The organism is Micromonospora sp. LA-10, assembly GCF_051853095.1.
Taxonomy (GTDB): Bacteria; Actinomycetota; Actinomycetes; order Mycobacteriales; family Micromonosporaceae; genus Micromonospora; species Micromonospora echinospora_A.
Map to the genome: position 1 here is coordinate 2257788 of NZ_CP195710.1, position 26395 is coordinate 2284182.

General features: G+C 72.5%; 25 protein-coding genes. 6 read left to right on the forward strand and 19 right to left on the reverse strand.

Translation table 11 applies throughout. The features are described from left to right. Positions 1 to 26 precede the first annotated feature (26 nt). The 9 genes from lepB (ACSDG8_RS10445) to proS all read right to left on the reverse strand — a co-directional run bounded on the left by lepB (ACSDG8_RS10445) (position 27) and on the right by proS (position 6619). Positions 27 to 659, reverse strand: a complete 633-nt coding sequence (gene lepB / locus ACSDG8_RS10445; RefSeq protein WP_210893409.1) for a signal peptidase I — start codon at positions 657 to 659, stop codon at positions 27 to 29. Then, positions 656 to 1540 carry a signal peptidase I gene (lepB, locus tag ACSDG8_RS10450; RefSeq protein WP_210893410.1) on the reverse strand — a complete coding sequence of 295 codons (885 nt, stop codon included), beginning with the start codon at positions 1538 to 1540 and terminating at the stop codon, positions 656 to 658. The genes lepB (ACSDG8_RS10445) and lepB (ACSDG8_RS10450) overlap by 4 nt, the downstream gene beginning before the upstream one ends. Positions 1541 to 1708: 168 nt before the next feature. After that, positions 1709 to 2068, reverse strand: a complete 360-nt coding sequence (gene rplS, locus ACSDG8_RS10455) for a 50S ribosomal protein L19 (protein ID WP_073830369.1) — start codon at positions 2066 to 2068, stop codon at positions 1709 to 1711. A gap of 143 nt (positions 2069 to 2211) precedes the next feature. Beyond that, entirely contained in the window at positions 2212 to 3000 is a 789-nt protein-coding gene (gene trmD / locus ACSDG8_RS10460) for a tRNA (guanosine(37)-N1)-methyltransferase TrmD (RefSeq protein WP_210942840.1), read from the reverse strand. Between the two features lie 14 nt (positions 3001 to 3014). Continuing rightward, entirely contained in the window at positions 3015 to 3554 is a 540-nt protein-coding gene (gene rimM, locus ACSDG8_RS10465; RefSeq protein WP_210893414.1) for a ribosome maturation factor RimM, read from the reverse strand. After that, a complete protein-coding gene (locus tag ACSDG8_RS10470) occupies positions 3554 to 3814 on the reverse strand; it encodes an RNA-binding protein (protein ID WP_030500803.1) in 261 nt (86 codons plus the stop codon). Before ACSDG8_RS10470 ends, rimM begins: the two co-directional genes overlap by 1 nt. Further along, a complete protein-coding gene (gene rpsP, locus ACSDG8_RS10475) occupies positions 3789 to 4247 on the reverse strand; it encodes a 30S ribosomal protein S16 (RefSeq protein ID WP_210893416.1) in 459 nt (152 codons plus the stop codon). Before rpsP ends, ACSDG8_RS10470 begins: the two co-directional genes overlap by 26 nt. A 242-nt stretch (positions 4248 to 4489) precedes the next feature. Then, positions 4490 to 5137, reverse strand: a complete 648-nt coding sequence (locus ACSDG8_RS10480; RefSeq protein WP_210893494.1) for a DUF402 domain-containing protein — start codon at positions 5135 to 5137, stop codon at positions 4490 to 4492. A 75-nt stretch (positions 5138 to 5212) separates the two neighbouring features. Continuing rightward, positions 5213 to 6619: a proline--tRNA ligase gene (proS, locus tag ACSDG8_RS10485; protein WP_210893419.1), complete on the reverse strand. Its 1407-nt coding sequence runs from the start codon at positions 6617 to 6619 to the stop codon at positions 5213 to 5215. Positions 6620 to 6711: 92 nt separating this feature from the next. Between proS and ACSDG8_RS10490 the strand changes: the two genes are divergently transcribed. Next, positions 6712 to 7287 (forward strand): TetR/AcrR family transcriptional regulator, encoded by a 576-nt coding sequence (locus ACSDG8_RS10490; protein ID WP_210893421.1) that lies wholly within the window; start codon positions 6712 to 6714, stop codon positions 7285 to 7287. Positions 7288 to 7312: 25 nt separating this feature from the next. On the opposite strand, the gene ACSDG8_RS10495 is transcribed toward ACSDG8_RS10490, so the two are convergent. The 8 genes from ACSDG8_RS10495 to ftsY form a co-directional block, all read right to left on the reverse strand. Next, complete coding sequence (locus ACSDG8_RS10495; RefSeq protein ID WP_210893423.1) at positions 7313 to 8392, reverse strand: amidohydrolase family protein; 1080 nt, start codon at positions 8390 to 8392, stop codon at positions 7313 to 7315. 18 nt (positions 8393 to 8410) lie between these two features. Then, a complete protein-coding gene (locus tag ACSDG8_RS10500; protein WP_120571180.1) occupies positions 8411 to 8989 on the reverse strand; it encodes a Uma2 family endonuclease in 579 nt (192 codons plus the stop codon). Positions 8990 to 9056: 67 nt separating this feature from the next. Next, positions 9057 to 10610, reverse strand: a complete 1554-nt coding sequence (gene ffh / locus ACSDG8_RS10505; protein WP_210893425.1) for a signal recognition particle protein — start codon at positions 10608 to 10610, stop codon at positions 9057 to 9059. Positions 10611 to 10797: 187 nt separating this feature from the next. Then, positions 10798 to 13062, reverse strand: a complete 2265-nt coding sequence (locus ACSDG8_RS10510) for a [protein-PII] uridylyltransferase (protein WP_210893427.1) — start codon at positions 13060 to 13062, stop codon at positions 10798 to 10800. A gap of 17 nt (positions 13063 to 13079) precedes the next feature. Continuing rightward, complete coding sequence (locus tag ACSDG8_RS10515) at positions 13080 to 13418, reverse strand: P-II family nitrogen regulator (RefSeq protein ID WP_174537509.1); 339 nt, start codon at positions 13416 to 13418, stop codon at positions 13080 to 13082. 25 nt (positions 13419 to 13443) lie between these two features. Beyond that, positions 13444 to 14739: an ammonium transporter gene (locus ACSDG8_RS10520; protein WP_247678360.1), complete on the reverse strand. Its 1296-nt coding sequence runs from the start codon at positions 14737 to 14739 to the stop codon at positions 13444 to 13446. A 226-nt stretch (positions 14740 to 14965) separates the two neighbouring features. Next, the gene (locus ACSDG8_RS10525) at positions 14966 to 15829 is read right to left on the reverse strand and encodes an aminoglycoside phosphotransferase family protein (protein ID WP_174537508.1); all 864 of its coding nucleotides are present in this window, start codon (positions 15827 to 15829) and stop codon (positions 14966 to 14968) included. Positions 15830 to 15837: 8 nt separating this feature from the next. Continuing rightward, complete coding sequence (gene ftsY / locus ACSDG8_RS10530; protein ID WP_210893431.1) at positions 15838 to 17019, reverse strand: signal recognition particle-docking protein FtsY; 1182 nt, start codon at positions 17017 to 17019, stop codon at positions 15838 to 15840. 146 nt (positions 17020 to 17165) lie between these two features. Between ftsY and ACSDG8_RS10535 the strand changes: the two genes are divergently transcribed. The 5 genes from ACSDG8_RS10535 (at position 17166) to ACSDG8_RS10555 (ending at position 22100) form a co-directional block, all read left to right on the forward strand. Next, a complete protein-coding gene (locus ACSDG8_RS10535; protein WP_210893433.1) occupies positions 17166 to 18878 on the forward strand; it encodes an alkaline phosphatase D family protein in 1713 nt (570 codons plus the stop codon). A 13-nt stretch (positions 18879 to 18891) separates the two neighbouring features. Then, a complete protein-coding gene (locus ACSDG8_RS10540; RefSeq protein WP_073830382.1) occupies positions 18892 to 19317 on the forward strand; it encodes a MarR family winged helix-turn-helix transcriptional regulator in 426 nt (141 codons plus the stop codon). 106 nt (positions 19318 to 19423) lie between these two features. Further along, complete coding sequence (locus tag ACSDG8_RS10545; protein WP_210893434.1) at positions 19424 to 21013, forward strand: MDR family MFS transporter; 1590 nt, start codon at positions 19424 to 19426, stop codon at positions 21011 to 21013. Between the two features lie 2 nt (positions 21014 to 21015). Further along, a complete protein-coding gene (locus ACSDG8_RS10550; RefSeq protein ID WP_210893436.1) occupies positions 21016 to 21504 on the forward strand; it encodes a universal stress protein in 489 nt (162 codons plus the stop codon). Positions 21505 to 21572: 68 nt separating this feature from the next. Continuing rightward, positions 21573 to 22100, forward strand: coding sequence for a DinB family protein (locus ACSDG8_RS10555; RefSeq protein WP_210893438.1), 528 nt, complete (start codon positions 21573 to 21575; stop codon positions 22098 to 22100). Positions 22101 to 22106: 6 nt separating this feature from the next. On the opposite strand, the gene ACSDG8_RS10560 is transcribed toward ACSDG8_RS10555, so the two are convergent. Next, entirely contained in the window at positions 22107 to 22721 is a 615-nt protein-coding gene (locus ACSDG8_RS10560) for an HAD family hydrolase (protein ID WP_210893440.1), read from the reverse strand. Further along, positions 22718 to 26317, reverse strand: a complete 3600-nt coding sequence (gene smc, locus ACSDG8_RS10565) for a chromosome segregation protein SMC (RefSeq protein ID WP_210893442.1) — start codon at positions 26315 to 26317, stop codon at positions 22718 to 22720. The genes ACSDG8_RS10560 and smc overlap by 4 nt, the downstream gene beginning before the upstream one ends. Between the last annotated feature and the right edge of the window lie 78 nt (positions 26318 to 26395).

A 26395-nucleotide genomic window follows, 5' to 3' on the forward strand; every position in this document is an offset into this window, starting at 1 on the left:
CGTGGGGGCGCGCGGAAGCCGTCGGGTCAGGGATTGGGGATCCCCTCGAACTGCTTCGGGACGCTGAGCCAGGTGGCGCGGCCGACCGGCCAGAAGATGGTGAAGGCCCGCCCGACGACCTCGCCCTCCGGGATGGTGGCGACGTTGATGTCCTCGCCGGACTGCTGCCAGTGCTCCAGCGAGTCGCCGGAGGCCTCCCGGTGGTCGCCCATGACCCACAGCCGGCCCTTCGGCACGGTGATGTCGAAGTCCTGGTCGGCGGGCTTGTTGCCGGGGAAGATGAACGGCTCGTCGACCGGCTTGCCGTTGATGACCAGCCGTTCCTGCCCGCCCGTCCGGTCGCAGCAGACCACGTGATCGCCGCCGACGCCGATCACCCGCTTGATGAAGTCCTCGCCGTCGGGGTTTCCGCTCCACTCGGTGGGCGCCTTGAAGACGATCACCTCGCCCCGGTGCGGCGAGCGGAAGTCGTAGACCAGCTTGTTGACCAGCACCCGATCGTCGATCTTGAGGGTGTTCTCCATGGACGGCGACGGGATGAAGAAGGTCTGCAGCACGAAGGCGCGAACCAGCACTGCGACCAGGATCGCCACACCCAGGAGGATGGGCAGCTCCTTCCAGAAGGAGTTGCGTGGCTTCTCGGTCTGCTCGTCGATCACGGGAGGAGCCTACGTCCCCGGGTGCGGCGCAGTCGCCCCGAACCCGCGAGAACGGCGAGCGTCGCCGCGACCGGCACAATCAGGACGACTCCGCCCACCGGGTCGGGGTCCACCGGGACGGGACCGGCGGCTGCCGCGGCGTCCGCGCGCGGCACGTTCGTGAACGTCTCCGGTACGGGCAGGGTGGTCCACCGCTGCGACGGCCAGACGATCATGAAGGCCCGGCCGATCACGTTCTCGATCGGCACCGGCCCCTGACATCGGGCGTCCTGCGAGACCAGCCGGTGGTCACCCATCACGAAGATCTGCCCCGGCGGCACCACCACCTCGGTGAACTGCCGGGACCGGCACTCCTTCGGGTTGGGCGGCAGCTCGGCGGGCGAGTCCTCAGAGACGTACGCCTGCTCGTCCAGCGGCGTCCCATTGACCACCACCCGGCCGTCGTCGCAGCACCAGATCTTGTCGCCCGGCACGCCGATGACCCGCTTGATGAAGTCCTTCTCACCGGGGCGGCTGACGCCCACCAGGTCACCGAGCGTGCGGCTGACCTGGCCGGCGAAGTTGGTCGGCGGCGCGGGCGCCTCCTGGGCGACCCAGCGGTCGGTGCCGCGGAACACCACCACCTCGCCGCGCACCGGGTCCCGGACGTCGTAGACGACCTTGTTGACGAGCACCCGGTCGCCGACGAGCAGCGTGTTCTCCATCGACCCGGAGGGGATGAAGAACGCCTGGAGCAGGAACGTACGGATCAGCACCGCGAGGCAGAACGCCACGATGAGCAGCAGCGGCAGCTCCTGCCAGAGCGGCATCTGGCGACGCCCGCGCCGGGCTCGCCGGCGCCAGGGATCGACGGCGCCGTCCTCGTCAACCATCTGCACCATGCCACTCTCCGGTCCGCGGAAACGACACTACCGCCCGGGAGTCTCCTCGGAGACCCCACGGGCGGCAGTGGACCGCTTCGCGCCGTCCGGCTGTGCCCGTACCGACCAGGGTAATGCGGTCTGGTCGATACGACATCCGCGCAGCTCGGGCGGCGTGGCGAACGAAAGTCAGTTCGCCGGCTGCTTCTCCCGCAGCTCCTTGATCTTGGCCTTCTTGCCCCGCAGCTCGCGCAGGTAGTAGAGCTTGGCCCGGCGCACGTCACCGCGGGTCACGATCTCGATCCGGTCGATGCCGGGGCCGTTGAGCGGGTAGGTCCGCTCGACGCCGACGCCGAAGCTGACCTTGCGGACCGAGAAGGTCTCGCGCAGACCGTCACCCTGGCGGCGGATGACGACGCCCTGGAAGATCTGGACCCGGGACCGGGCGCCCTCGACGACTCGCGCGTGCACCTTGACGGTGTCACCGGCACGGAAGTCGGGCAGGTCGGTACGCTTCGACTGGGCGTCAAGGGCGTCCAGGATGTTCATCGCTGCGTCCTCGTGAGGCTCACGGCGCATCGTCAGTCGATGCGCGAACGGGTGATTCTGACCCCCGGGTGGTGACCGGCTCCGCCGGCCCCGGTCGAGGGTCCTCGCAGCCGCTCACGGCGTGGGCGGATGCGGCAACCCCTCTACTTTGCCACATGCCCGGGTGGCGGGGAAAATCCACCCCGGTCCAGCGCCGCCCGGTCCCGCTTGTCGAGCGTCTCCGCAGGCAGCGCGCCGATCATGTCGGGCCGGCGCTGCGCCGTGCGCAGCAGCGCCTCGTCCCGGCGCCAGCGGGCGATCCGCCCGTGGTCGCCGGAGCGCAGCACCTCCGGCACGTCCAGCCCGCGCCAGGTCGCCGGCTTGGTGTAGAGCGGGGCTTCCAGCAGCCCGTGCGCGTGTGACTCCTCGTCCAGCGAACCGGCGTTACCGAGGACGCCGGGCAGCAGCCGGGTGACCGCCTCCAGGATCACCAGCACGGCCACCTCGCCGCCGAAGAGCACATAGTCGCCGAGGGAGACCTCGGTCACCTGCATCCGGGTCGCGGCGTGGTCCAGGACACGCTGGTCGATGCCCTCGTACCGGCCGCAGGCGAAGAGCAGATGCGACTCGGCGGCCAGCTCGTGCGCCATGGCCTGGGTGAACGGCACGCCGGCCGGGGACGGCACGAGCAGCCGGGGCAGGGTATGCCCGTCCGGGCTCAGCTCGCCCGGGGCCAGCGCGTCCAGCGCCTCCCCCCACGGCTCCGGCCGCATGACCATGCCGGGACCGCCGCCGTAGGGCGTGTCGTCGACGGTGCGGTGCACGTCGTGGGTCCAGGTCCGCAGATCGTGTACGGCCAGCCGCAGCGTGCCGTTCGCGCGGGCCTTGCCGATCAGCGACAGGTCCAGCGGTGCGAAGTACTCGGGGAAGATCGACACGATGTCGACGCGCATGCGGTGGGCTCCAGCTAGAGATCGAGCAGGCCACCGGGCAGGTCGACGACGACGCGACCGCCGGCCAGATCCACCTCGGGCACTATCGCCTTGACGAACGGGACCAGCGCGGTACGCCCCTCGGGCCGGCGCAGCACCAGCATGTCGGACGCGGGCGCGTGGTCGATGCGGGTCACCTCGCCCACGTGCTCCCCGTCCCGGGTGACCACGGCGAGGCCGACCAGCTGGTGGTCGTGGAACTCCTCCGGGTCCTCCGGCGGGGCCACGTCGGCGCTGTCCACGCCGAGCAGCGTGTTGCGCAGCGCCTCGGCGACGTCCCGGCCCAGCACGCCCTCGAACACGACGAGCAGGCGCCCCTGGTGCCAGCGGGCCGACTCGACGGTGAGCGTCGGCGGCACCCGCCAGGCGCCGGGCTCCGACGGGACCACCCCCGGCTCGGTGGTCAACACCGAACCGGGGGCGAACCGTGCTTCGGGCTCATCAGTGCGCACTTCCACGGTGACCTCACCGCGGATGCCGTGCGGCTTGCCGATGCGGCCGACGACGAGAAGCATCAGTACGAGTCGACGATGTCGACGCGTACCCCACGCCCGCCGATGGAGCCGATCACCTGGCGCAGCGCCTTGGCGGTCCGGCCGGACCGCCCGATCACCGTGCCGAGGTCCTCGGGGTGCACGCGGACTTCGAGGCGCTTGCCCCGACGGGAGTCGACCATTCGCACCCGGACGTCGTCCGGGTGGTCGACGATCCCCTTGACCAGGTGCTCCAGGGCCGGACGCAGCGCCATGTCAGGCCTGCTCGCCGGACTCGGCACCGGTCTGCTCCTCGGCCTTGGGCTCAGCGGCCTTCGGCTCCTCCGCCTTGGCGGCGGCCTTCTTGGCCGGCTTGGCCGGGGTGTCAGCCACACCGGCGGCGGCCTTCGCCTCGGCCTCGTACGCCGCCTTGCGGTCGGCCCGCTCGGGGGCGACCTTCAGCGGCGGCGGGGCCGGCAGGCCCTTGAACTTCTGCCAGTCACCGGTCAGCTCCAGCAGGCGCTGCACGGCCTCGCTCGGCTGAGCGCCGACCGACAGCCAGTACTGGACCCGCTCCGACTTGACCTCGATCACCGAAGGGTCTTCCTTCGGCTGGTACACACCGACGAACTCGATCGCGCGACCGTCACGCTTGGTGCGCGAGTCGGCGATGACGATGCGGTACTGCGGGTTGCGGATCTTGCCCATCCGCAGGAGCCGGATCTTTACGGCCACAGTTGTTTCGCTCCTGTTGCGATCTCACCGGCCCGTATGGGCGGTGTGGCGGGTGAGCGCCGACCGGCACAGTGGGGTTTGGGCCGGAGACTGCTCGGTGAACTGGCGACGCGCCCGGGTTAGAGGGCGCCGGACGCGCGCCGGATACCAGCAGACCATTCTGCCAGATCCGGCCCGGAACTCTCACACCGGACCCGGACACCACGCCCGGGGCGGGCCGGGCAGTGACGGACGACACTCGCTCAGCGCACCGGTGGGCGATCCCAACCGGGCGGAAGTTCGTCCGGTACGTCCCATTCGGCGGGCGGGGTGAAGTCGCACCAGGTGCCGTCGAACGGGAACTCGCCCGCCTCGGCGATCCGGATCACGCGCTCACCCTCGGCGCGTACCGCCTTCTCGTCGGTCACCCAGTAGTGCTCGGGGAACGCCAGCCGCTCGGCGAACTCGTCCTCGTCCTTCCACTCCCAGCTCAGGTCCGGGTGGACCACGACGTCGAGGTCCTGGTCGACCATGTCGACGCCGGCCACCGCGCCGTCGTCCCAGCGGACGCCGGGCTCCTCCAGGTTGACGTACCAGTTCTGGAAGCGGCCCGCCGCGTCGCGGAACCACCAGACCGAGTGGGCCGCGCCCGTGGGCAGGAACTTCAGCACCGGCGGCCCGTTCCACAGCCCCTGCGCGAGCCGGTAGGACGACGTCACCCACTCGGCGAACGGCACGGCCCGCATGCCCAGGCCGGCCGTTGTCACCTCGTGCGCGACGGGAGCTGTCCGCGCCACCCAGAGCAGCAGGCCACGCTCGTCGTCGGAGACCACGCGGGCCGACCGCACCCAGCCGATTCGGCCGTGCCGCACGTTCCGGTGCATGATCAGCCGCCCCGGTTCGAACCGCACACTCACCCCCGCCGTCGTGTTAACAAGGGCCCCCGCCTATGCAGAATGCGTTAAGAGGGGGCCCTTCCTTACACCTCAGTAGGCACGGGCCAGAATCGCCACCAGGTCGGGCTCGTCCTCCGAGTCCGGCACCGAGCCGTCGGCGCGGACCAGGCAGCGGACCGTCACGCCCTGGCCGTTCGCCTCGGCCTCGCCCTCGACGCCGACCGCCGACCACGGCACCCGCGCCCAGCCGGTGGCGGACGCCTCGATCGCCTCGGCGAGCGTCGACACCTCGACGGTGCGGGACCGGCGGAACTCCAGCGCCTGGTCGTGCAGCGCCCGCTGGTCGGCCTCCAGCGCGGCCAGGACCGCGCCGACCACGTCGGCCACCGGCGTCGGGGCCTTCGAACCGTCGGTACGCCGGACCACCACCGCGTTGCCGGCGGCCAGGTCACGCGGGCCGACCTCGACGCGTACCGGGTAACCGCGCAGCTCGGCGTCGACGGCGCGGCGGCCGAACGCGGTGTCGGTCCGGTCGTCCAGCGCCACCCGCACCCCGGCGTCGCGCAACGCGTCGCAGAGCTTGGTCGCCGCCTCACCCACGCCCTCGCCGTCCTTGACGGCCATCACGTACGCCTGGATCGGCGCCAGCTTCGGCGGCACCCGCAGCCCGTTGTCGTCGCCGTGGCACATGATCAGGCCGCCGAGCATCCGGGTGGACGTGCCCCAGGAGGTGGTCCACGCGTGCTCCCGGCCGCCCTCGGCCGAGGAGTAGCTGATGTCGAACGCCTTGGCGAAGTTCTGACCCAGCTCGTGGCTGGTGCCGAGCTGGAGCGCCTTGCCGTCGCCCATCATGCCCTCGCACGTGTACGTGGCGGTGGCGCCGGCGAAGCGCTCCCGGGCGGTCTTCAGGCCGACGACCACCGGGATGCCGAGCACGTTGACCATCAGGTCCTCGTACGCCTCGTGCAGGATCCGCCGCGCGTAGGCGCGGGCGTCGGACCGGGTGGCGTGCGCGGTGTGGCCCTCCTGCCAGAGGAACTCGCTGGTGCGCAGGAAGATCCGCGGGCGCAGCTCCCAGCGGACCACGTTGGCCCACTGGTTGAGCAGCAGCGGCAGGTCGCGGTACGAGTCGATCCACTTGGCCATGAACTCGCCGATGACCGTCTCGCTCGTGGGACGCACCACCACCGGCTCGGCGAGCTGCTTGCCGCCACCGTGCGTGACGACTGCCAGCTCCGGCGAGAAGCCCTCAACGTGCTCGGCCTCGCGCTTGAGGTAGCTCTCCGGGATGAACAGCGGGAAGTACGCGTTCTCCGCGCCGGCCGCCTTGATGCGGGCGTCCATCTCGGCCTGCATCCGCTCCCAGATGGCGTAGCCGGCCGGTCGGATCACCATGGTCCCCCGGACCGGGCCGTTGTCGGCCAGCTTCGCCTTGGCGATCAGGTCCTGGTACCAGCGGGGAAAGTCCTCCGCACGGGGAGTGAGCACGCGTGCCATGACCGCACATCCTATGCGCCGTGCGGGGCGGGGGTGCGCCGGGGAGCCGGGCCGCGCCGTGTCGTGCGGCGCGGCCGTAGACTTCGACGGCGATGGGTGAGACACGGGACGCGATCGTGGAGGCCGCCCGGGCGCAGACCGTGGCCCTCGGGTGGGACCGCGTCCGGATGGGCGCGGTGGCCGCCGCCGCCGGGGTCAGCCGGCAGACGGTCTACAACGAGTTCGGCACCAAGGCGGGCCTGGGCGAGGCGCTCGCCCGGCACGAGGTGGACCGCTTCGTCGGCGAGGTCCGGGCCGCGCTCGGCGAGCACGACACCGACGTGCGGGCGGCCGCGTACGCGGCGATCCACCGCACGCTCGCCTCGGCCGCCGAGAACCCGCTGGTACGGGCGGTGCTGACCAGCACCCGGGGCGGCTCGGAGGAGTTGCTGCCGTACCTGACCACACGCTCGGAGCTGGTGCTCGCCGAGGCCGCGGCGGCGCTGCTGGAGTGGACGGGGAAACGCCTGCCCGACGCCGATCCGGCGGCCCTCGCGTTCGCGGCGGACAGCGTCGTACGCCTGGTGGTGAGCCACATCGTGCTGCCCGGCGGCCCGGTCGACGGGACTGCCGACCGGCTGGCCGACCTGGCGGTGCGCCTGTTCCTGATGGCGGCGACGGCCCGCTAGGGCCGCCAGCGACGGCGGTGGCCGGTCAGCGGACGACCCGGCCGCGCAGGACGATCCGGTTCGGCGTCCGGACCACCCGCAGGTCACGGCGCGGGTCCTCGGGATAGACCACCAGGTCGGCGAGTCCGCCCTCGACGAGCCCGGGGAAGCCGAGCCACTCCCGGGCCCGCCAGGAGGCAGCGGCGAGCACGTCCGGCGCGGACATGCCGGCCTGCTCGTGCAGCAGCATCATCTCCTCAGCCGCGAGCCCGTGGTCGATGCCACCGCCCGCGTCGGTCCCGACGTAGATCGGCACGCCCGCCTCGTGCGCGGCGCGCACCACCTCGGGGAACCGGTCGCGCAGCGCGAGCATGTGGTCGGCGTACCCCGGGAACTTGGACCGGGCCTGCTCCGCGATGTGGCCGAACGTCCGGATGTTGATCATCGTGGGGACCAGCGCGGTGCCCTGGCGGGCCATCAGGTCGATCAGGTCCAGGCTCAGCCCGGTGCCGTGCTCCACCGAGTCCACCCCGGCCCGCACCATGATCTCCACCGCCGACTCGGAGAACGTGTGCACCGCCGCGCGTACCCCGGCGGCGTGCGCGGCGGCGACCGCCGCGGTCATGGTGTCGGCGTCCCAGGCCGGCGCCAGGTCGCCCACGCCCCTGTCGATCCAGTCGCCGACCAGCTTGACCCAGCCGTTGCCGGCCGCGGCCTGCGCGGCCACCGTCGCTGCGACCTCCGCCGCGCCGACCTCCACGCCGATGTCGCGCAGGTAACGCTTGGGCGGCGCGACGTGCCGGCCCGCGCGGGCCAGTCGCGGCAGGTCCGGCTCGTCCTCCAGTTCGGGGTACGGGTACGGCGACCCGGCGTCGCGGATCGCCAGCACGCCCGCGTCCCGGTCGATCCGGGCCAGCTCCCGCGCCTGGTCGAGCGAGGTGATCGGGCTGCCGCCGCGGGCGATGCCGATGTGGCAGTGCGCGTCGGTCAGGCCGGGCAGCACGAAGCCGCCGTCGGCCACCGTCTCGGCGCCGGGCACCGGTTCGAATGTCACCCGGTCACCGACCAGCCAGACGTCCCGGACCTCGTCGTCGGGAAGGAACACACCGCGCACGTGCAGAGCCATGTGCACAGTCCTACCCGATCAGTCCTCCTCGCCGGCGAGCAGGTCGTTGCGGCGCGCGGTCAGCGCCGGCAGATCGACCGAGACCTTCCAGGGCCGCTCGGTGACGAACAGGTCCTCGGCCTGACTGACCTGCTTGTACTCGCGATTGGCGCCGAGCACGTACTCGGTCAGCGTGATCTTCTCCTTGACCGGGTCGAGCACCCAGTAGGAGCGGACACCGGCGTGCGCGTAGACCCTGGCCTTGTCGTACATGTCGCGGAAGGTGGAGGTCGGCGAGATGACCTCGACGGCGAGCACAGCGTCCTCGACCGGCAGCGGGCTCCGGTTGGCGTTACCCCGCACGACCGCGACGACGTCCGGCCGGGGCTCGTTCCGGTGGTCGACCCGCATCGACAGATCGATCCCGACCTGGTACTCCTTCGGGCAGTTCACGCGAAGCGCGAGTAGTAACTCGACGCACATGTCCTGGTGCAGCAGAGTGGGCGACGGCACGATCAACCTTCCGTTGATCAGTTCGTACGGAAGGTCCTTGGGCAGCTCGCCCAGGTCGTCGACCGTCCACTCGTGCCGCTCCGGCAGGATCGGGGCCGCGGTCATTGACATCTCCTTCCAGGGAGCGACATCACTTTAAGAGACAGCAATGTCGCCCACCGTCACCGACACGCTAGCGGGGGCCCTTGTCGCCGCCCTTGCCCAGCTTGTTGAAGTCGATCTTCGGAAGCTTGAAGCCCGGCGGCAGGCCCTGCCCACCGGCCAGGTCGCCCGGGTCCAGGCCCGGCGGGAGCTGCGGCATCCCGCCCGGGAAGCCACCCGGCATGCCGGCGCCCGTACGCGGCCGCCCGCCACCCTTGGTGCCCTTGCGCTTGTTCTTCGGCGACTTGGTCGCCTTGCGCCGGCCGCCGCCGGGCAGGCCCATCATGCCGCCCATCTGCTTCATCATCTTCTGCGCGTCGGTGAAGCGGTTGAGCAGCTGGTTGACGTCCATGACGGTGACGCCGGAACCGTTGGCGATACGGGCCCGGCGGGAGCCGTTGATGATCTTCGGGTTGGTGCGCTCGGCCGGGGTCATCGACCGGATGATCGCGGTCACCCGGTCGAAGTGCTTGTCGTCCAGCTCGGCGAGCTGGTCCTTCATCTGCCCCATGCCCGGCATCATGGCCAGCACGTTGGCGATCGGGCCCATCCGCCGGACCGCGATGAGCTGATCGAGGAAGTCCTCCAGCGTGAAGGTCTCCCCGCCCATCAGCTTGGCGGTCATCTTGTCCTTCTGATCGGAGTCGAAGGCCGCCTCGGCCTGCTCGATCAGAGTGAGGACGTCGCCCATGCCCAGGATCCGGCTGGCCATCCGGTCGGGGTGGAAGACGTCGAAGTCCTCCAGCTTCTCGCCGGTGGAGGCGAACAGGATCGGCTGGCCGGTGACCTCGCGGACGGAGAGCGCGGCGCCGCCGCGGGCGTCGCCGTCCAGCTTGGACAGGACCACACCGGTGATGCCGACGCCGTCGCGGAACGCCTCGGCGGTACGGACCGCGTCCTGGCCGACCATCGCGTCGATGACGAAGATGACCTCGTCGGGCTGGACCGCGTCGCGGATGTTCGCGGCCTGCTGCATCATCTCGGCGTCGATACCGAGCCGGCCGGCGGTGTCGACGATCACGATGTCGCGGGCGGCGCGGCGCGCGTGCTCGATCGAGTCGCGGGCCACCTGCACCGGGTCGCCGACGCCGTTGCCGGGCGCCGGGGCGTACACCTCGACGCCGGCCCGGCCACCGAGCACCTGGAGCTGCCCGACAGCGTTCGGGCGCTGGAGGTCGGCGGCGACGAGCAGCGGCTGGTGGCCCTGGCTCTTGAGCCAGCGGGCCAGCTTGCCGGCGAGCGTCGTCTTGCCGGAACCCTGGAGACCGGCCAGCATGATCACGGTCGGCGGCTGCTTGGCGAACTGGAGCCGCCGCCCCTCGCCGCCGAGGATGTTGATCAGCTCCTCGTTGACGATCTTGATGATCTGCTGAGCCGGGTTCAGCGCCTGGGAGACCTCGGCGCCGCGCGCCCGCTCCTTGACGTTCGCGATGAAGCCCTTGACCACCGGCAGGGCGACGTCGGCCTCCAGCAACGCCATCCGGATCTCGCGCGCGGTGGCGTCGACGTCGGCGTCGGTGAGCCGGCCCTTGCCGCGGAGCTTGGTGAAGATGCCGGACAGGCGGTCACTCAAGGTGTCAAACACGCGAACATCCCGTTTGTCGTTTTCGGCGGGCACATGCTGGTCGGGCCGGTGGTCCAGCCCACCGTTAGGGTAGCCCGCCGCCCGCACCCCCGCTCCGGCCCGGCCGTCCACGGGCCCGCGCCGCTCGTCGGCGGGGTGTTAACAAGGGGCCCTTCCTCTACCGGAGGCGTTAAGAGGGGGCCCTTCCTTACACGGCGGCGAGCACGGCGGCCTCGATCCGGGACCGTTCCTCGTCCGGCGGCCAGCCGCCGACCAGGTAGAACGCGTCCACCACGTCACCGCCGAGCGTGGAGATCCGGGCCGCCCGCACCTGGGCGCCCGCGTCGTCGAGCGCGCACGTGACCCGGTACAGCAGCCCGGCCGCGTCGGCGGCCCGCAGCTCCAGCAGCACCGCGTCGGTGGCCGCCTCCCGGTGCCACACCACCCGGGGCGCGGCGCCCTGGCTGCGGGCGGCGAGCGCCCGGCCACGCAGCCGCTGGATCACCGAGACGTCGCCGCTGACCGCGCGGCGCAGGTCGGCGCTGAGCGCGATCGGGTTCGGGGCCAGCCCGTAGCGCGGCTGCACCCGACACTGCACCAGGGCACGGCCGTCGACGGTGGCGGCGTCCGCGGAGATCACCTCCAGGCGGTGCAGGGCCAGGCAACCGGCCACAGTGGCGAGCAGCCCCCGCCGGTCCGCCGCGGCCACCGACACCCGGTCCTCCCCCAGGTGTACGACCGGCAGCGGCCCGGCGACCAGCGCCGGGTCGGGTGCGGGCGGGGCGGGCACCTCGCCGGTGTCGAGCGTGGTCCGCACACGGGCCACCAGTTCGGCGATGAGCCGGCCCTTCCAGGCGGACCAGGCGGCCGGGCCGGTGGCGGCGGCGTCGGCGCGGACCAGGGCGTGCAGCAGTTCCAGCGTGGCGGTGTCGCCGACCCGCTCGGCGACACCGGCGACGGTCTTCGGGTCGGACAGGTCCCGGCGGGTCGCCACGTCGGGCAGCAGCAGATGCAGCCGGACCAGCGTGCCGATCAGGTCCGCCTCGGCCGGTGGCAACCCGATCCGGGTGGCCACCGCCTCGGCCAGCGGGGCGCCGACCGTCGAGTGGTCGCCGTCCAGCCCTTTGCCGATGTCGTGCAGGAACGCGCCGAGCAGCAGCAGGTCGGGGCGTTCCACGTCGCGGGTGTGCCGGCTCGCCTCGTACGCGGTCTGCACCAGGTGCCGGTCGAGCGTGAACCGGTGCACCGGGTTGTGCTGCGGCAGGCTGCGCATCCGGGTCCACTCGGGCAGCCAGCGGTCGATCAGCCCGTACCGGTCGCAGGTCTCCCAGGCGGGCACCAGGCCGGGACCAGCGCCGAGCAGGGTGATCAGCGCGTCCCGGGCCGCCGGTGGCCACGGCGCGGGCAGCGGTGGGCAGTACGCGGCCAGCCACTCGCAGGTGGCGCGCGCGATGGGCAGCCGGGTGGTGGCGGCAGCGGCGGCCACCCGCAGGGACAGGCTCGGGTCGGGGCGGGCCCCGATGGCGGTGCGGGCAAGCACCAGTTCGCCGTCCTGCTCCACCACGTCCCGGGCGACCGGTCGGCGCAGCGGGCGGCCCGGTGCGGCGCGGTGCCGGCCGGAACGGAGCCGGTCGGCGGCGCGCCAGGCGTCGTCCAGGGCGTGGCTGACGGTGCGGGCGTCGCCGGCCACCAGCCGCAGGAGCGCGTCGCCGTCCTCGGCGCCGAGCAGCCGCGCCACGCCGTCGCGTTCCTGAGCCACCAGGCGGTCGACCCGCCGGCCCACCTGCTGGTGCAGCGCGTCGCGGGTGTCAAGCAGCCGCCGGTGCGCGGCGTACACGGCCGGGCGGAGCGCGTCGGTGACCCCGGCGGTGGCGATGGCCCGCAGGATGCCCACGTCCCGCAGCCCGCCGGCCGCCTCCTTGAGGTCTCCTTCGAGCAGGAACGCCAGCTCGCCGTGCGCCTCCCAGCGGGCGGCGGTGATCTCGCGCAGGCCGGGGAGCTGGCGGATCGCGGTCCGCCGCCAGTGGTCGGTGGCGGTCCGGGCGAGCTGGTCGGTCAGGACCGGGTCGCCGGCCACGTGCCGGGCGTCGAGCAGGCCGAGGGCGACCTTGACGTCGTCCTGGGCCACCGACAGCGCCTCGGCGACCGTACGCACCGAGTGGTCCAGCCGCAGCCCGGCGTCCCAGATCGGGTACCAGAGCGACGCGGCCAGCTCGTCGATGCCGGGTACGCCGGCGTGCAGCAGCACCAGGTCGAGGTCGCCGTAGGGGGCGCACTGGCGGCGGCCCAGCCCGCCCACCGCCACGAGCGCGACGCCGTCCCGGGCCGGGAAGATCCGGCGCAGCCAGTTCTCGACCGCCTCGGCCCGCGCGATCCGGGCCGGCTCTCCGATGCCCCCGGGTACGCCGACGACCTCGTTGACCACGGACACGCCGTCCCCGGTGGGGGCGGCGGCCGTGGTCAACGAGGTCATGTCGGCAGGTTCGCCCGTCAGAGGGCGTCGAGCCCGCGCTCGCCGGTACGCACCCGGACGACCTCTTCGACGCCGGTCACCCAGACCTTGCCGTCGCCGATCTTGCCGGTCCGGGCGGCGCCGACGATCGCGTCCACGATCTTGTCGACGTCGATCTCGTCGGTGAGCACCTCGACCCGGATCTTGGGCAGGAACTCGACCGTGTACTCGGCACCCCGGTAGACCTCGGTGTGCCCCTTCTGCCGGCCGTAGCCCTGGACCTCGCTGACCGTCAGCCCGGCCACGCCGAGGGCGTGCAGAGCCTCCTTCACCGCGTCCAGCTGGTACGGCTTGATGACCGCGGTCACCAGCTTCATGTCCAACCCCTCCATCCCAGGAACGTTAACCGGCGACCTTCTCGCTGACCGGCGCGGACTCGTCCGGCTCGACGGCGGGATCCGAGCCGGGCTTGCCGGCGCCGATCCCGGCCATCGCGAACGCGCCACCGCTGCTGCCCGTGGTGGGCGACAGGTCGTAGCCGCTCTCCGCGTGCTCGGCGATGTCGATGCCGTCGATCTCGGACTCGGCGGAGACCCGGAGGCCGATCGTCTTGTCGATCACGAAGCCCAGGGCGAAGGCGACGACGAAGGAGTAGACGCTGACGATCAGCGCGCTGATCGCCTGCTTGCCGAGCAGCGTGGCGTCGCCGCCGACGAACAGGCCGTCGGTCTCCACCAGCGAGCTCACCGAGGCGGTGCCGAACAGGCCGATCCAGAGGCAGCCGATCCAGCCGCCGACGAAGTGCACGCCGACCACGTCGAGGGAGTCGTCGTAGCCGAGCCGGTACTTCAGGCCGACCGCGAGGGCGCAGACCGCACCGGCCACCACACCCAGCAGCACCGCTGCGGCCGGGGTGATGAACGCACAGGCCGGGGTGATGGCGACCAGACCGGCGATGGCGCCGGACGAGGCGCCGACCAGTGTGGGCTTGCCGTCGCGCACCCACTCCACCACGATCCAGCCGAGCAGCGCCGCGGCGGTGGCGACCTGGGTGTTGATGAACGCCAGCGCGGTGACCCCGTCGGCGGTCAGCTCGGAGCCGGCGTTGAAGCCGAACCAGCCGAACCACAGCAGCGCGGCGCCGAGGGCGACCATCGGGACGTTGTGCGGCTTCATGCTCTCGCGCGGCCAGCCGACCCGCTTGCCGAGCACGAGCACCAGCGCGAGCGCCGCGGCGCCGGCGTTGATGTGCACAGCGGTACCACCGGCGAAGTCCAGCGCGCCGATGTCGCCGCCGATCAGCCCGCCGCCCCAGACCATGTGGGCGACCGGGAAGTAGACCAGGGTGGCCCAGCCGAACGCGAACAGCAGCCAGCCGGCGAACTTCACCCGGTCGGAGAGCGCACCGCTGATCAGCGCCACGGTGATGACCGCGAACATCATCTGGAAGGCGATGAAGACGTAGATCGGGATGCCGGTCTCGCCCCACAGGTCGTTCTCGCCGACGAAGGTCTTGGTGCCCAGGTACTGACCCAGGTCACCCCAGAACTTGCCGCCCTCACCGAAGGCGACGGTGAAACCGTAGAAAAGCCACAGGATGCTGACGAGCCCGATGGACGAGAAGCTCATCATCATCATGTTCAGAACGCCCTTGGACCGGTTCAGGCCGCCGTAGAACAGCGCGAGACCGGGGGTCATGAGCAGCACGAGGGCAGTCGAGACAAGCAACCAGGCAGTGTTCCCGGTGTCGATCTCCACGCTGCCTCCTCTCGTTGTCGTATTCCTCCCTCCGACTGAGACCTGGCAGCATCGCCCGTCAGCCGGTTGCGCGGAAGCTTTGTCGCCGGCTGTTTCCTTCAGCGACACCGCGCGATTTCCGACGCGTGACGGGTTGTTTCCGGCGTGTGAAGAACGCCGATCTTGGTCAGCGCAGCGCGTACTCCAGCTGGTGCCGCTCGTAGTCGAGCAGCCGCAGGTCACGCATAGGGCGACGGAGGTGGCCCTTGTGGACGATCCGGACGAACGCCGGCTCACCGGCGGCGGCCATCCGCCGGATGCCCTCGACGTGGTCGACGATCCGCTTGCGGATGGTCCGGATGAGCCGGTGCCGGTCGCGCGGGATCAGCCCGTACGCGTCGGCGAACAGGCGCAGCCGGCGCGGCCGGTCGGGGCGCTTCCAGCCGAGCGTCACCGAGTCACGGTCGGAGAAGATCGGCACCCAGGTCCAGGCCGCGTACGCCACGTCGTAGATGCGGGCGCCGGGCGAGGCGAGGTCGAAGTCGATCAGCCCGAGCGTGCCGTCCGGGCGCCAGATCACGTTGTGCGGCGCGGCGTCGTGGTGGCAGATCACCTCGGTGTCCGGCGGGGGCGGCCCGAACGAGCGCCAGACCGCGCCGGGCGGCGGGGTGAAGCCGTACTGGGCGTCGTGGAACATCCGCAGCATGGTGGCCACCGTGACCAGGGCCTCGTCGGTGACCCAGTGCGGGGCCAGCGGGTACTCCCCGCACTCCCCCTCCAGGTACGACAGGACCTCCCGGTTGCGCTCGTCCATGCCGAGCGCGCGGGGCGCGCCGGTGAAGCCGACGTACTCCAGGTGGCGCAGCAGCGCGTGCACGGAGGGTGTCCACGGGCCGGCGTTGCGCCGGACCGTGTCTCCCACACGGACCACTGTGCTCACGTTCCCGCCGTGCAGCGGGATCTCCTGCGAAGTCACGTACGGTCTCCCGAGGCGTGGCGACGGGTGGCTGGGGTCGCGCCACCCCGCGTAGGCGCGATCGTCAGTCGTCACGGGAGAGGCTACGCGTCCCGGGCGAGCGGCTCGGTGCCGAGCAGCGCGTCGACGAACTGCGCCGGGTCGAACGGGGCCAGGTCGTCCTTGCCCTCGCCGAGGCCGACCAGCTTGACCGGGATGCCGAGCTTGCGCTGCACGGCGATCACGATGCCGCCCTTGGCCGTCCCGTCGAGCTTGGTCAGCACCACGCCGGTCACGTTGACCACCTCGGTGAAGACCCGCGCCTGCTCCAGCCCGTTCTGGCCGGTGGTGGCGTCGAGGATCAGCAGCGTCTCGTCGATCGGGCCGTGCTTCTCCACCACGCGCTTGACCTTGCCCAGCTCGTCCATCAGGCCGATCTTGTTCTGCAGCCGGCCGGCGGTGTCGATGAGCACGGTGTCCACGCCGGTGTCGATGCCCCGCTTGACCGCGTCGAACGCGACGCTGGCCGGGTCGGCGGCCTCGGGCCCGCGGACCGTCTCGGCGCCCACCCGGCCGCCCCAGGTCTCCAGCTGGTCGGCGGCGGCGGCCCGGAACGTGTCGGCCGCGCCGAGCAGCACGCTGCGGCCGTCCGCGACCAGCACCCGGGCGATCTTGCCGCAGGTGGTGGTCTTGCCGGCGCCGTTGACGCCGACGACCAGCACGACCGCCGGGACGCCCTCCTTCGGCGCGGTCCGCAGCGAGCGGTCCAGGCTCGGGTCGAGCGCGTTCACCAGCTCGGCGGCGAGCAGCGCGCGCAGCTCCTCCCCGGTGCGGGTGCCGAGCACCCGGGTCCGCTCGCGCAGCCGGTCGACGATCTCCCGGGTGGAGTCGATGCCGACGTCAGCGGTGATCAGGCTGTCCTCGATCTCCTCCCAGGTGTCCTCGTCCAGCCGGTCGCGGCTGAGCAGGCCGAGCAGGCCCTTGCCGAAGGCGTTCTGCGAGCGGGACAGCCGAGAGCGCAGCCGGACCAGCCGCCCGGCGGTCGGCTCCGGCACCTCGACCGGGGGCGCCTGTACCGGGGGAACCTCGACCACCACGCCGGTGGTGAGGTCCGCCTCCGGGGCCTCCACCGGCGGACCGGCCAGATCCTCCTCGGCCCGGGTGTCGACCTCCGTGCGCGGCAGCGGGGGCTCCGGCCGCCGGCGCAGCCGGGGCACCACGAGGCTCAGGCCGCCGATGATCAGCACGCCGAGCAGGGCGAGTGCGACGAGGAGGTATTCCGTCATGCCCGAAATCCTGTCAGATGCCGGCGACGGCGTCCCACTCACCGCCTCGGCACGCGAACAACCTGCGGGTACGCTCGCACCGGAAGGCGTACCGCAACCGCCGGCCGGGTAGGGAACAGCCCCAACGATCTTGACGGAGGTGCGTCGTGCCCGGTTCCCGCCTGCTCATCGGCCCGCTGCTGCGCCGGGTCGTCGACACGCGGGCGACCGTCTGGGTGGAGACCAGTTCGCCCGCCGTGGTCACCGTCCGCACCGCCGACGGCGCCACCGGCAGCGCGCCCACCTTCTCCGCGTACGACCACCACTACGCGATCGTCGTGGTGACCGGGCTCACTCCGGACAGCGCCACCACGTACGAGGTGCTGATCGACGGCGAGGTGGCGTGGCCGCTGCCGGACTCGTCGTTCCCGCCCAGCGTGATCCGGACCCGCGCGCTCGACGACGCCGACCAGCCGGTTCGGCTGCTGTTCGGCTCCTGCCGGGAGACCACCCAGCACTCCACCGCGCGCAAGCTGCCGCCGGACGCGCTGGACGCGTACGCCCGGCGGGTGATGGCCGCGCCCGAGCAGGCCGTGCTGCCCGACCTGCTGGTGCTGCTCGGCGACCAGGTGTACGCGGACGAGACCTCGCCGACCGTGCGGCGGCTGCTCAAGCGTCGCCGGAAGCGGCCGAAGGACGCTCCGGCGACACAGGTGGTCAGCTTCGACGAGTACACGAAGCTCTATCTGGAGTCGTGGCGCGACCCGGAGATCCGCTGGCTGTTCTCCACAGTGCCGAGCGTGATGATCTTCGACGACCACGAGGTGATCGACGACTGGAACACCTCGCAGTCGTGGCGGGCGGACATGCGCGAGCAGCCGTGGTGGGCCGAGCGGATCCGCAGCGGCCTCGCCTCCTACTGGGTCTACCAGCACCTGGGCAACCTGAGCCCGGACGAGATCGCCGCCGACCCGGTGTACGCGAAGGTGATGGCCGCCGAGGACGCCACGGGCGTGCTGCACGAGTTCGGCGAGCGGGTCGACAAGGAGGCCGACCTGGCGCACGACACCGAGCGCTGGCGGGCCGTGCAGTACCAGTGGAGCTACGCGCTGGACCTGGGCCGCACCCGCCTGGTGATGCTGGACAACCGCTCCAGCCGGGTGCTCCTGCCGGGCAGCCGGGCGATGCTGCCGCCGGGTGAGTGGTCGTGGTTCCTCGACCAGGCGCACGGCGAGTACGACCACCTGGTGGTGGGCAGTTCGCTGCCGTGGCTGCTGCCGCCGGGCATCCACCACGTCGAGGCGTGGAACGAGCGCCTGGCCGACTCCGGCCGTCAGTGGGTGGCCCGGCTCTCCGAGCAGATCCGCCGGGCCCTGGACCTGGAGCACTGGGCGGCGTTCCGGCGCTCGTTCGAGGCGCTGGGCGAGCTGTTCGCGCGGCTGGGCAGCGGCACCGCCCCCCGCACCGGGGCGCGGGTGGGCGCCGGGCCGGCGTACGCGCGACCGGCGTCGATCAGCGTGCTCTCCGGGGACGTGCACCACTCGTACGTGGCGCGGGCCCGGTTCGCCGACCGTGACGTCCGCACGCCGGTGCACCAGCTCACCTGTTCGCCGATCCACAACCAGGTGCCGGCCGGCATGCGCCCGCTGATGACGCTGGGCTGGAATCCGGGGCCGGCCGGGGCGACCCGGGCGCTGGCCCGTTCGGCCGGGGTACGCCGCCCACCGGTGCGCTGGCGGAAGCTGGCCGGGCCCTATTTCGGCAACGCCGTGGCCACGCTCACCCATCAGGGCCGAAAGGCCGTCGTGGTGATCGAGGGCACGACCAGCGACGGCGAGCTGCGACCGGTGGCGCAACAGCAACTCAGCGAGGGCGACTGAGTACCCTCTGAGCGTGGACGAGACGCTGCGCGCCGTGGAGCACGAGTTGACCGCGCTGCTGCGCCGCGGCCGGGCGCTGTCCTGGGAGATCGCCCGCGAGGTCCATCCGAACCTGGAGCCCAACGCGTACGGCCTGCTGCTCTGGCTGCGGCGGTCGGGGTCGACCCGGCTCACCGACCTGGCCGTCAAGCTGGGCATCGGCAAGGGCACGCTGAGCCGGCAGATCGGCGGGCTGGAGGCGCTGGGCCTGGTACGCCGCGATCCGGATCCGACGGACCGGCGGGCGGCCCAGCTCAGCCTGACCGAGGAAGGCACGCGGCGGTTCGACGCGGCCCGCGCGGCCCGACTCGGACAGATAAGGCGTTCGCTGGAAAGCTGGCCGAAAGAGGATGTGGCGGACCTCGCCCGGCTGATGCACCGCTTCAACGAGTCGTTCTGACCCGGCCGCTCGCGGAACAAAGCCGCTCCGGCTCAAGTTGTTGCTTTAGGCAACCACACCCTACGGTTGCCCGAGGCAACATTTCCCCCTCCGGAGGCAATCCACGATGACTCAGGCGACTGCGCCCGCCCGGGCGACCGGCGTCGACATGTCCCACCGGCAGATCCTGGAGGCGCTCTCCGGCCTGCTGCTGGGCATGTTCGTCGCGATCCTCTCCTCCACGGTCGTCTCCAACGCGCTGCCGCGGATCATCACGGACCTGCGCGGCGGCCAGTCCGCGTACACCTGGGTGGTCACCTCGACGCTGCTGGCGACCACGGCGACCACGCCCATCTGGGGCAAGCTGTCCGACCTGTTCAGCAAGAAGCTGCTGGTCCAGATCTCCCTGGTGGTCTTCGTGCTGGGCTCGGTGCTCGCCGGGCAGGCCCAGACCACCGGCGAGCTGATCGCCTGCCGGGTGGTGCAGGGCGTCGGCGCGGGCGGCCTCACCGCCCTCGCCCAGGTGATCATGGCGACGATGATCGCCCCTCGTGAGCGCGGCCGGTACAGCGGCTACCTCGGCGCCGTCATGGCCGTCGGCACCATCGGCGGACCGCTGATCGGCGGCGTGATCGTGGACACCTCCTGGCTCGGCTGGCGCTGGTGCTTCTACGTCGGCGTGCCGTTCGCCGTGCTCGCCCTGATCGTGCTCCAGCGGACGCTGCGGCTGCCCGTGGTCAAGCGCGACGTGAAGATCGACTGGTGGGGCGCCACCCTCATCACCGCCGCCGTCTCGCTGCTGCTGGTCTGGATCACCCTGGCCGGCGACAAGTACGACTGGATCTCCTGGACCAGCGGTGCGATGGTGGCCGGCGCCGTGGCGCTCGGCGGGCTCGCCGCCCGGGTCGAGAAGCGTGCCGCGGACCCGATGATCCCGCCGCGGCTGTTCCGCAACCGCACCATCACGCTCGCCGTGATCGCCAGCATCGCCGTCGGCGTCGGCATGTTCGGCGCCTCGGTGTTCCTCGGGCAGTACTTCCAGATCAGCCGCGGCGCCAGCCCCACCATGTCCGGCCTGATGACCCTGCCGATGATCGGCGGCCTGCTGGTCTCCTCGACGGTGGTCGGCCGGATCATCACCAGCACCGGCCGCTGGAAGAGCTGGCTGGTCATCGGCTCGGTGCTGCTCACCGCCGGCTTCGCGCTGATGGGCACCATGCGCGCGGACACGCCGTACTGGCACCTCGCCGTGTTCATGGCGCTCATCGGACTCGGCGTCGGCATGTCCATGCAGAACCTGGTGCTCGCCGTGCAGAACACGGTCCGCCCGGACGAACTCGGCGCGGCCAGCTCGGTGGTGTCCTTCTTCCGCAGCCTCGGCGGCGCGATCGGCGTGAGCGCGCTCGGCGCGGTGCTCGGACACCGGGTCACCGGCTACATGGCCGACGGCCTGAGCCGGCTGGGCATCCCCGCCACCGGCTCGGGTGGCGGCGGCCTGCCGGACGTGCACACGCTGCCCGGCCCGATCCGGGACGTGGTCGAGGCCGCGTACGGGCACGCCGCCGGTGACATCTTCCTGGCCGCCGCCCCGTTCGGGCTGCTCGCCCTGATCGCGGTGGTCCTCATCCGGGAGGTGCCGCTGCGCCGCTCCAACGCCGAGCCGGTCCCCGCCGGACCCGAGACGGCCGAGGCGATCCCGGCCGGAACGCGGGACTGACGATGGACGCCGCGGAACGTGAGCGGTACGGCCCGCAGACCCGTCCGCTGCCCTACGAGCGGGGCACGGACGGGCCGCGGGTGGTGCTCGTCGGCGTGGACGGCAGCCGCACCTCGATGCGCGCCGCTGCCTACGCCGCCGGACTGGCCCGCCGGCAGGGCGCCACGCTGGTGGTGGTGTTCGTCAGCTCGCCCGCCTCGTACAGCGCCATGCTCTCCGGCGTGGTGGCCGGCGCGGTCCAGCAGACCCACGACGAGCTGGCCGCCGAGCTGCGCGACGAGTGCCGGCGCGGGGCCGAGGAACTGGACCTGCCGGTGACGTTCCTGTGCCGGCGCGGCGACGCCTACACCGAGCTGTGCCGGGCCGCCGACGAGCACCGCGCCGACATGGTGGTGGTCGGCTCGTCCGAGCAGGCCGGGCACAAGCTGGTCGGCTCGGTCGCCACCCGGCTGGTCCGCACCGGCCGCTGGCCCGTCGTCGTGGTCCCCTGAGCGTGTAAGGAGGGGCCCCCTGTTAACGCCTCGCGTTGTACAGGGGGCCCCTCTTAACATCTGCGCCCATGACCTGGACCGTTCCTGAGATCGACCGCCGCCACGAGCCCTACATCGCCGACGAGCGCACCATGCTCGAAGGCTGGCTCGACCACCATCGCGACACCCTTGTGCACAAGTGCGCCGGGCTGACCGCCGAGCAACTGCGTACCCGCAGCGTGGAGCCCTCCGGGCTGACGCTGCTCGGCCTGGTCCGCCACATGGCCGACGTGGAGCGCTGGTGGTTCCGCGTTCGCGCCACCGGCCAGGAGCTGCCCGACCTCTACGACTACGACGCCGACCCGGACGCGGACCTCAACCACATCGACGACGCCGACCCGGCCGAGGCGTTCGCCACGCTGCGCGCCGAGATCGAGGCGGCCCGGGAGGCGGTGGCCGCCCTGCCGCTGGAGCACACCTTCCACCACCGCCGGGGCGACGCCACGCACGAGATCAGCCTCCGCTGGGTGTACGTCCACATGATCGAGGAGTACGCCCGGCACAACGGCCACGCCGACCTGATCCGGGAACGCATCGACGGCGTCACCGGCGCCTGAGCCGGATCAGTACGCCAGCGCCGCCCGCAGGTACCGCAGGTCGGCCGGGCCGCTCCAGCGGTGGGCGGCCAGCCCGGCCACCCGGGCGCCGGCCACCGCGCGGTCCTCGTCGTCGACGAACAGCACCCGCGCCGGCGGCGTCCCCAGCGCCTCGCAGGCGACCTGGAAGTACTCCTTCGCGGGCTTGTGCACCCCGACGACTGAGGAGTTGACGATGACGTCCAGCTCGTCGGTCAGGCCCAGCGCGGCCAGGTCGGCGTCGAGCAGGTCGGTGGCGTTCGTGCCGAGCCCGACCCGGATGCCGCCCGCCCGCACCTCGCGGATGAACGCCAGCACCTCCGGGTCCACCTCGCCGCGGTAGGTCTGCCACTCCTGGACCGCCGCGCGGGCCCGGTCCGCGCCCACAGCGGGGGTCAGCGCGTCGGCCACGCTCACCATCCACTGGGCGTGGCTGACCTGGCCGGTCAGCACCGGCTGGAGCAGTCCCCAGGACATCGCGATCTCACCGAGGACACCCTCGGTCAGCCCGTACTCCCGCTCGACGCCGGCGGCCACCGCCGGATCCCAGCGGCGCAGCACGCCGTCGAAGTCCACCAGGAGCGCCGTGGCCCGTTCCCTCACTCGCTCGTCACCTGTTCCTCGTCGTCGGCCCGGTTGAGCCGCTGGCTGATCACCTGGGTCACGCCGGCCCGCATCGTCACCCCGTACAGCGCGTCGGCGATCTCCATGGTCCGCTTCTGGTGCGTGATCACGATCAGCTGGCTCTTCTCCCGCAACTGTGCCAGCAGCGTGATCAGGCGGCCCAGGTTCACGTCGTCGAGCGCCGCCTCCACCTCGTCCATGATGTAGAACGGGCTGGGCCGGGCGCGGAAGATCGCCACGAGCATCGCCACGGCGGTCAGCGACCGCTCGCCGCCGGAGAGCAGCGAGAGCCTCTTGATCTTCTTCCCCGGCGGCCGGGCCTCGACCTCGACGCCGGTGGTGAGCAGGTCCTCCGGGTCGGTGAGCACGAGCCGGCCCTCGCCGCCGGGGAACAGCACCGTGAAGACCTGCTCGAACTCCCGCGCGGTGTCGGCGAACGCGCTGGCGAAGACCTCCAGGATCCGGTCGTCCACGTCCTTGACCACGGTGAGCAGGTCGCGCCGGGTGGCCTTGAGGTCCTCCAGCTGCTCGGAGAGGAACTTGAAGCGCTCCTCCAGCGCGGCGAACTCCTCCAGCGCGAGCGGGTTCACCTTGCCCAGCAGGGCCAGTTCCCGTTCCGCCTTGGCGGCCCGCTTCTCCTGCACCGGCCGCTCGTAGCGCACCGGGTCCGGCACCGGACGGCCGTCCTTCTCGGCCAGCGCCACGTCCGCGTCGGTGGGCGGGACGAGCCGGTCCGGGCCGTACTCGGCGACGAGCGTGGCCACGTCCAGGCCGAAGTCCTCGGCGGCCTTGGCCTCCAGCTGCTCGATGCGCATCCGCTGCTCCGCGCGGGCCACCTCGTCGCGGTGCACCTGGCTGGTGAGCCGTTCCAGCTCGGCGGCGAGGCGCTTGGCCGCGCCGCGTACCTCGGACAACTCGGCCTCACGGGCGGCGCGCTCGCGGGCGACGGCGTCGCGGTGCTCCTCGGCCCGGGCGATCGAGACGGTGAGCCGGGTGAGCGCCTCCCGGGCGCCGCCGACCACGGCGCGGGCGATCTGGGCGCCGCGGGCGCGGGCCGCGCGCCGGGCGGCGGCGCGCTCCCGCGCCGCACGTTCGGCGGTGGCCTGCCGGGCCAGCGAGTCGGCCCGTCCGGCGATCGAGGCCACCCGCTCCTCGGCGGTACGCACCGCGAGCCGGACCTCCATCTCGTTCTGCCGTGCCTGCGGCACCATGGCGGCGAGCTGGTCCCGCTCCTCGGTGGACGGTTCGGCGTCGAGCGGGGTGGCCTCGGCCAGCCGCAGCCGTTCCTCCAGCTCGGCCAGCGCCGCGAGGTCCCGTTCCCGGGCCGCCTCGGCGCGGGCCCGGGACTCGCCGAGCCGGTCGGTCTCCGCCTTCGCCGACCGGGCGGCCGCGCCCAGTTCGGCGAGGCGGCGCGCGGCGGCGTTGCGGTGGCTCTCCGCCTCCCGCTTCGCGGCGGCGGCGTGCTGCACGGCCTCCTTGGCGGCGGCCACCTCGGCGCGCGCCTCGGCGAGCTGTTCGCGCAGCTCGGCGGCGGTCCGCTCGGCGGTGGCGCGGTTCGTCCGCGCCTCCTCGACGGCGGCCTGCACCTCGATGAAGCTGGGCGCCTTGGCCGAGCCGCCCGCCGCCGCGTAGGCGCCGACCACGTCGCCGTCGGGGGTGACCGCGCGCAGCTCCGGGTTCGCGGCGACGAGCGCGGACGCGGCGGCCAGGTCGTCGACGAGCGCGACGTCGCGCAGCGCCCGGTGCACGGCCGGCCGGATCGCGGCCGAGCACTCCACCAGGTCGGGCGCCCAGCGCGCGCCCTCGGGCAGCTTCGGGCGCAGCGCGTCCGCGGAGCCGTCCATGCCCGGCCCGGCGGGGCTGCCGACCAGCAGCCCGGCCCGGCCGGCGTCGGAGATCTTGAGGAGCCGCATCGCCTCGACGGCCTCGTCCACGCCGGTGACGGCCACCGCGTCGGCGAGCCCGCCCAGCGCGGCGGCGAGCGCCGCCTCGTCGCCGGGGGCGACGGTGAGCAGCCCGGCGAGGCTGCCGAGCAGGCCGGGCACCTGGTCGGCGCGGGCCAGCAGCGCACCGGCGCCGTCCTTGCGGCGCAGGCCCATCGCGAGCGCCTCCTCGCGGGCCTTCCAGGTGGCGGCGTCCTTCTCCGCGGCGCGCTCCCCGTCGGTCAGGCTGCGCACCGCCGCCTGGGCCCGCTCGTGTACGGCCACCGCCTCGTCGTGCCGGGCGTCCAGGTCGGCGTTGTCCCGGTCGGCCTCGGTCGACTGCTCGGCGACCGCGTCCAGGTCGGCCTGCGCCTTCTCGGCCCGGCCCATCGCGTCGGCGTGCGCGGCGGCGAGCCGTTCGATCTCCTCACCGGCGCTGGTGGTCCGCGCCCGGGCGGAGTTCACCTGGCCGGTCAGGCGGGCCAGCCCTTCGCGCCGGTCGGCGATCGCCTTGGCGGCGGCGACCAGTTCCCGCTCGGCGGCGGCGAGCTGCCGTTCCAGCTCCTGCCGGTGCTCGACCGCCTCGGCCAGCCGGATCTGGTCCTCGGTGAGCGCGGCCCGCAGCTCCTCCTCCTGCTCGCGCACGCGCCGCGACTCCGCCTCCAGCTGCTCCGGGTCGCGGCCGGGGCGCTCGTCGTCGCCGGCGGCGCTGAGGTGACGCAGCCGTTCCCGGGCCAGTTGCTCGATCGAGCGGAACCGTTCCTGGAGGGCGGAGAGGCGGTACCAGGTGTCCTGCGCCGCCGCGAGCAGCGGGGCGTCCTCGGCCAGCGCCGCCTCCAGCTCGCCGAGGCGGCCCTGCACCTCGCCGTGCTCGCCCTCGATCAGCTCGCGCCGCTCCCGCAGCGCGGTCTCGTCGGCGATCTCCTTGTCCAGTGTGGTCCGCAGCGTGTGCAGGTCGTCGGCGAGCAGCCGCAGCCGGGCGTCGCGCAGGTTGGCCTGGATGGCGGCGGCGCGGCGGGCCACCTCGGCCTGCCGGCCCAGCGGCTTGAGCTGACGGCGCAGCTCGGCGGTGAGGTCGGTCAGGCGGTTGAGGTTGGTCTGCATCGCGTCGAGCTTCCGCAGCGCCTTTTCCTTGCGCTTGCGGTGCTTGAGGACGCCGGCCGCCTCCTCGATGAACGCCCGCCGGTCCTCCGGCTTGGCGTGCAGCATGCCGTCGAGGCGGCCCTGCCCGACGATGATGTGCATCTCGCGGCCGATGCCCGAGTCGGAGAGCAGCTCCTGGATGTCGAGCAGGCGGCAGGAGTCGCCGTTGATCTCGTACTCGCTCTCGCCGGAGCGGAACATCCGGCGGGTGATGGAGACCTCGGTGTACTCGATCGGCAGCGCGCCGTCGGTGTTGTCGATGGTGAGGGTGACCTCGGCCCGGCCCAGCGGCGCCCGTCCGGCGGTGCCGGCGAAGATGACGTCCTCCATCTTGCCGCCGCGCAGCGCCTTGGCGCCCTGCTCGCCGAGTACCCAGGCGATGGCGTCGACGACGTTGGACTTGCCGGAGCCGTTCGGGCCCACCACGCAGGTGATCCCGGGCTCCAGCTTCAACGTCGTGGCGGAGGCGAAGGACTTGAAGCCCTTCACCGTCAGGCTCTTGAGATGCACCTTCTCGATCCTCGTCCGGTGGCCGCCGTACCGTCGCCGGCTGCGCGGACCTGGTGAACCCGCAGACTAACCCGGGAC

Excerpts from the sequence above, each read along its gene's own strand:
- lepB (WP_210893410.1), bottom strand. The coding sequence starts at position 1,540 with ATGGTGCAGATGGTTGACGAGGACGGCGCCGTCGATCCCTGGCGCCGG.
- rplS (WP_073830369.1), bottom strand. The coding sequence starts at position 2,068 with ATGAACATCCTGGACGCCCTTGACGCCCAGTCGAAGCGTACCGACCTG.
- trmD (WP_210942840.1), bottom strand. The coding sequence starts at position 3,000 with ATGCGCGTCGACATCGTGTCGATCTTCCCCGAGTACTTCGCACCGCTG.
- rimM (WP_210893414.1), bottom strand. The coding sequence starts at position 3,554 with ATGCTTCTCGTCGTCGGCCGCATCGGCAAGCCGCACGGCATCCGCGGT.
- proS (WP_210893419.1), bottom strand. The coding sequence starts at position 6,619 with ATGGCACGCGTGCTCACTCCCCGTGCGGAGGACTTTCCCCGCTGGTAC.
- ACSDG8_RS10490 (WP_210893421.1), top strand. The coding sequence starts at position 6,712 with ATGGGTGAGACACGGGACGCGATCGTGGAGGCCGCCCGGGCGCAGACC.
- ACSDG8_RS10495 (WP_210893423.1), bottom strand. The coding sequence starts at position 8,392 with ATGGCTCTGCACGTGCGCGGTGTGTTCCTTCCCGACGACGAGGTCCGG.
- ACSDG8_RS10500 (WP_120571180.1), bottom strand. The coding sequence starts at position 8,989 with ATGACCGCGGCCCCGATCCTGCCGGAGCGGCACGAGTGGACGGTCGAC.
- ACSDG8_RS10510 (WP_210893427.1), bottom strand. The coding sequence starts at position 13,062 with ATGACCTCGTTGACCACGGCCGCCGCCCCCACCGGGGACGGCGTGTCC.
- ACSDG8_RS10515 (WP_174537509.1), bottom strand. The coding sequence starts at position 13,418 with ATGAAGCTGGTGACCGCGGTCATCAAGCCGTACCAGCTGGACGCGGTG.
- ACSDG8_RS10520 (WP_247678360.1), bottom strand. The coding sequence starts at position 14,739 with ATGACCCCCGGTCTCGCGCTGTTCTACGGCGGCCTGAACCGGTCCAAG.
- ftsY (WP_210893431.1), bottom strand. The coding sequence starts at position 17,019 with ATGACGGAATACCTCCTCGTCGCACTCGCCCTGCTCGGCGTGCTGATC.
- ACSDG8_RS10545 (WP_210893434.1), top strand. The coding sequence starts at position 19,424 with ATGACTCAGGCGACTGCGCCCGCCCGGGCGACCGGCGTCGACATGTCC.
- ACSDG8_RS10550 (WP_210893436.1), top strand. The coding sequence starts at position 21,016 with ATGGACGCCGCGGAACGTGAGCGGTACGGCCCGCAGACCCGTCCGCTG.
- ACSDG8_RS10555 (WP_210893438.1), top strand. The coding sequence starts at position 21,573 with ATGACCTGGACCGTTCCTGAGATCGACCGCCGCCACGAGCCCTACATC.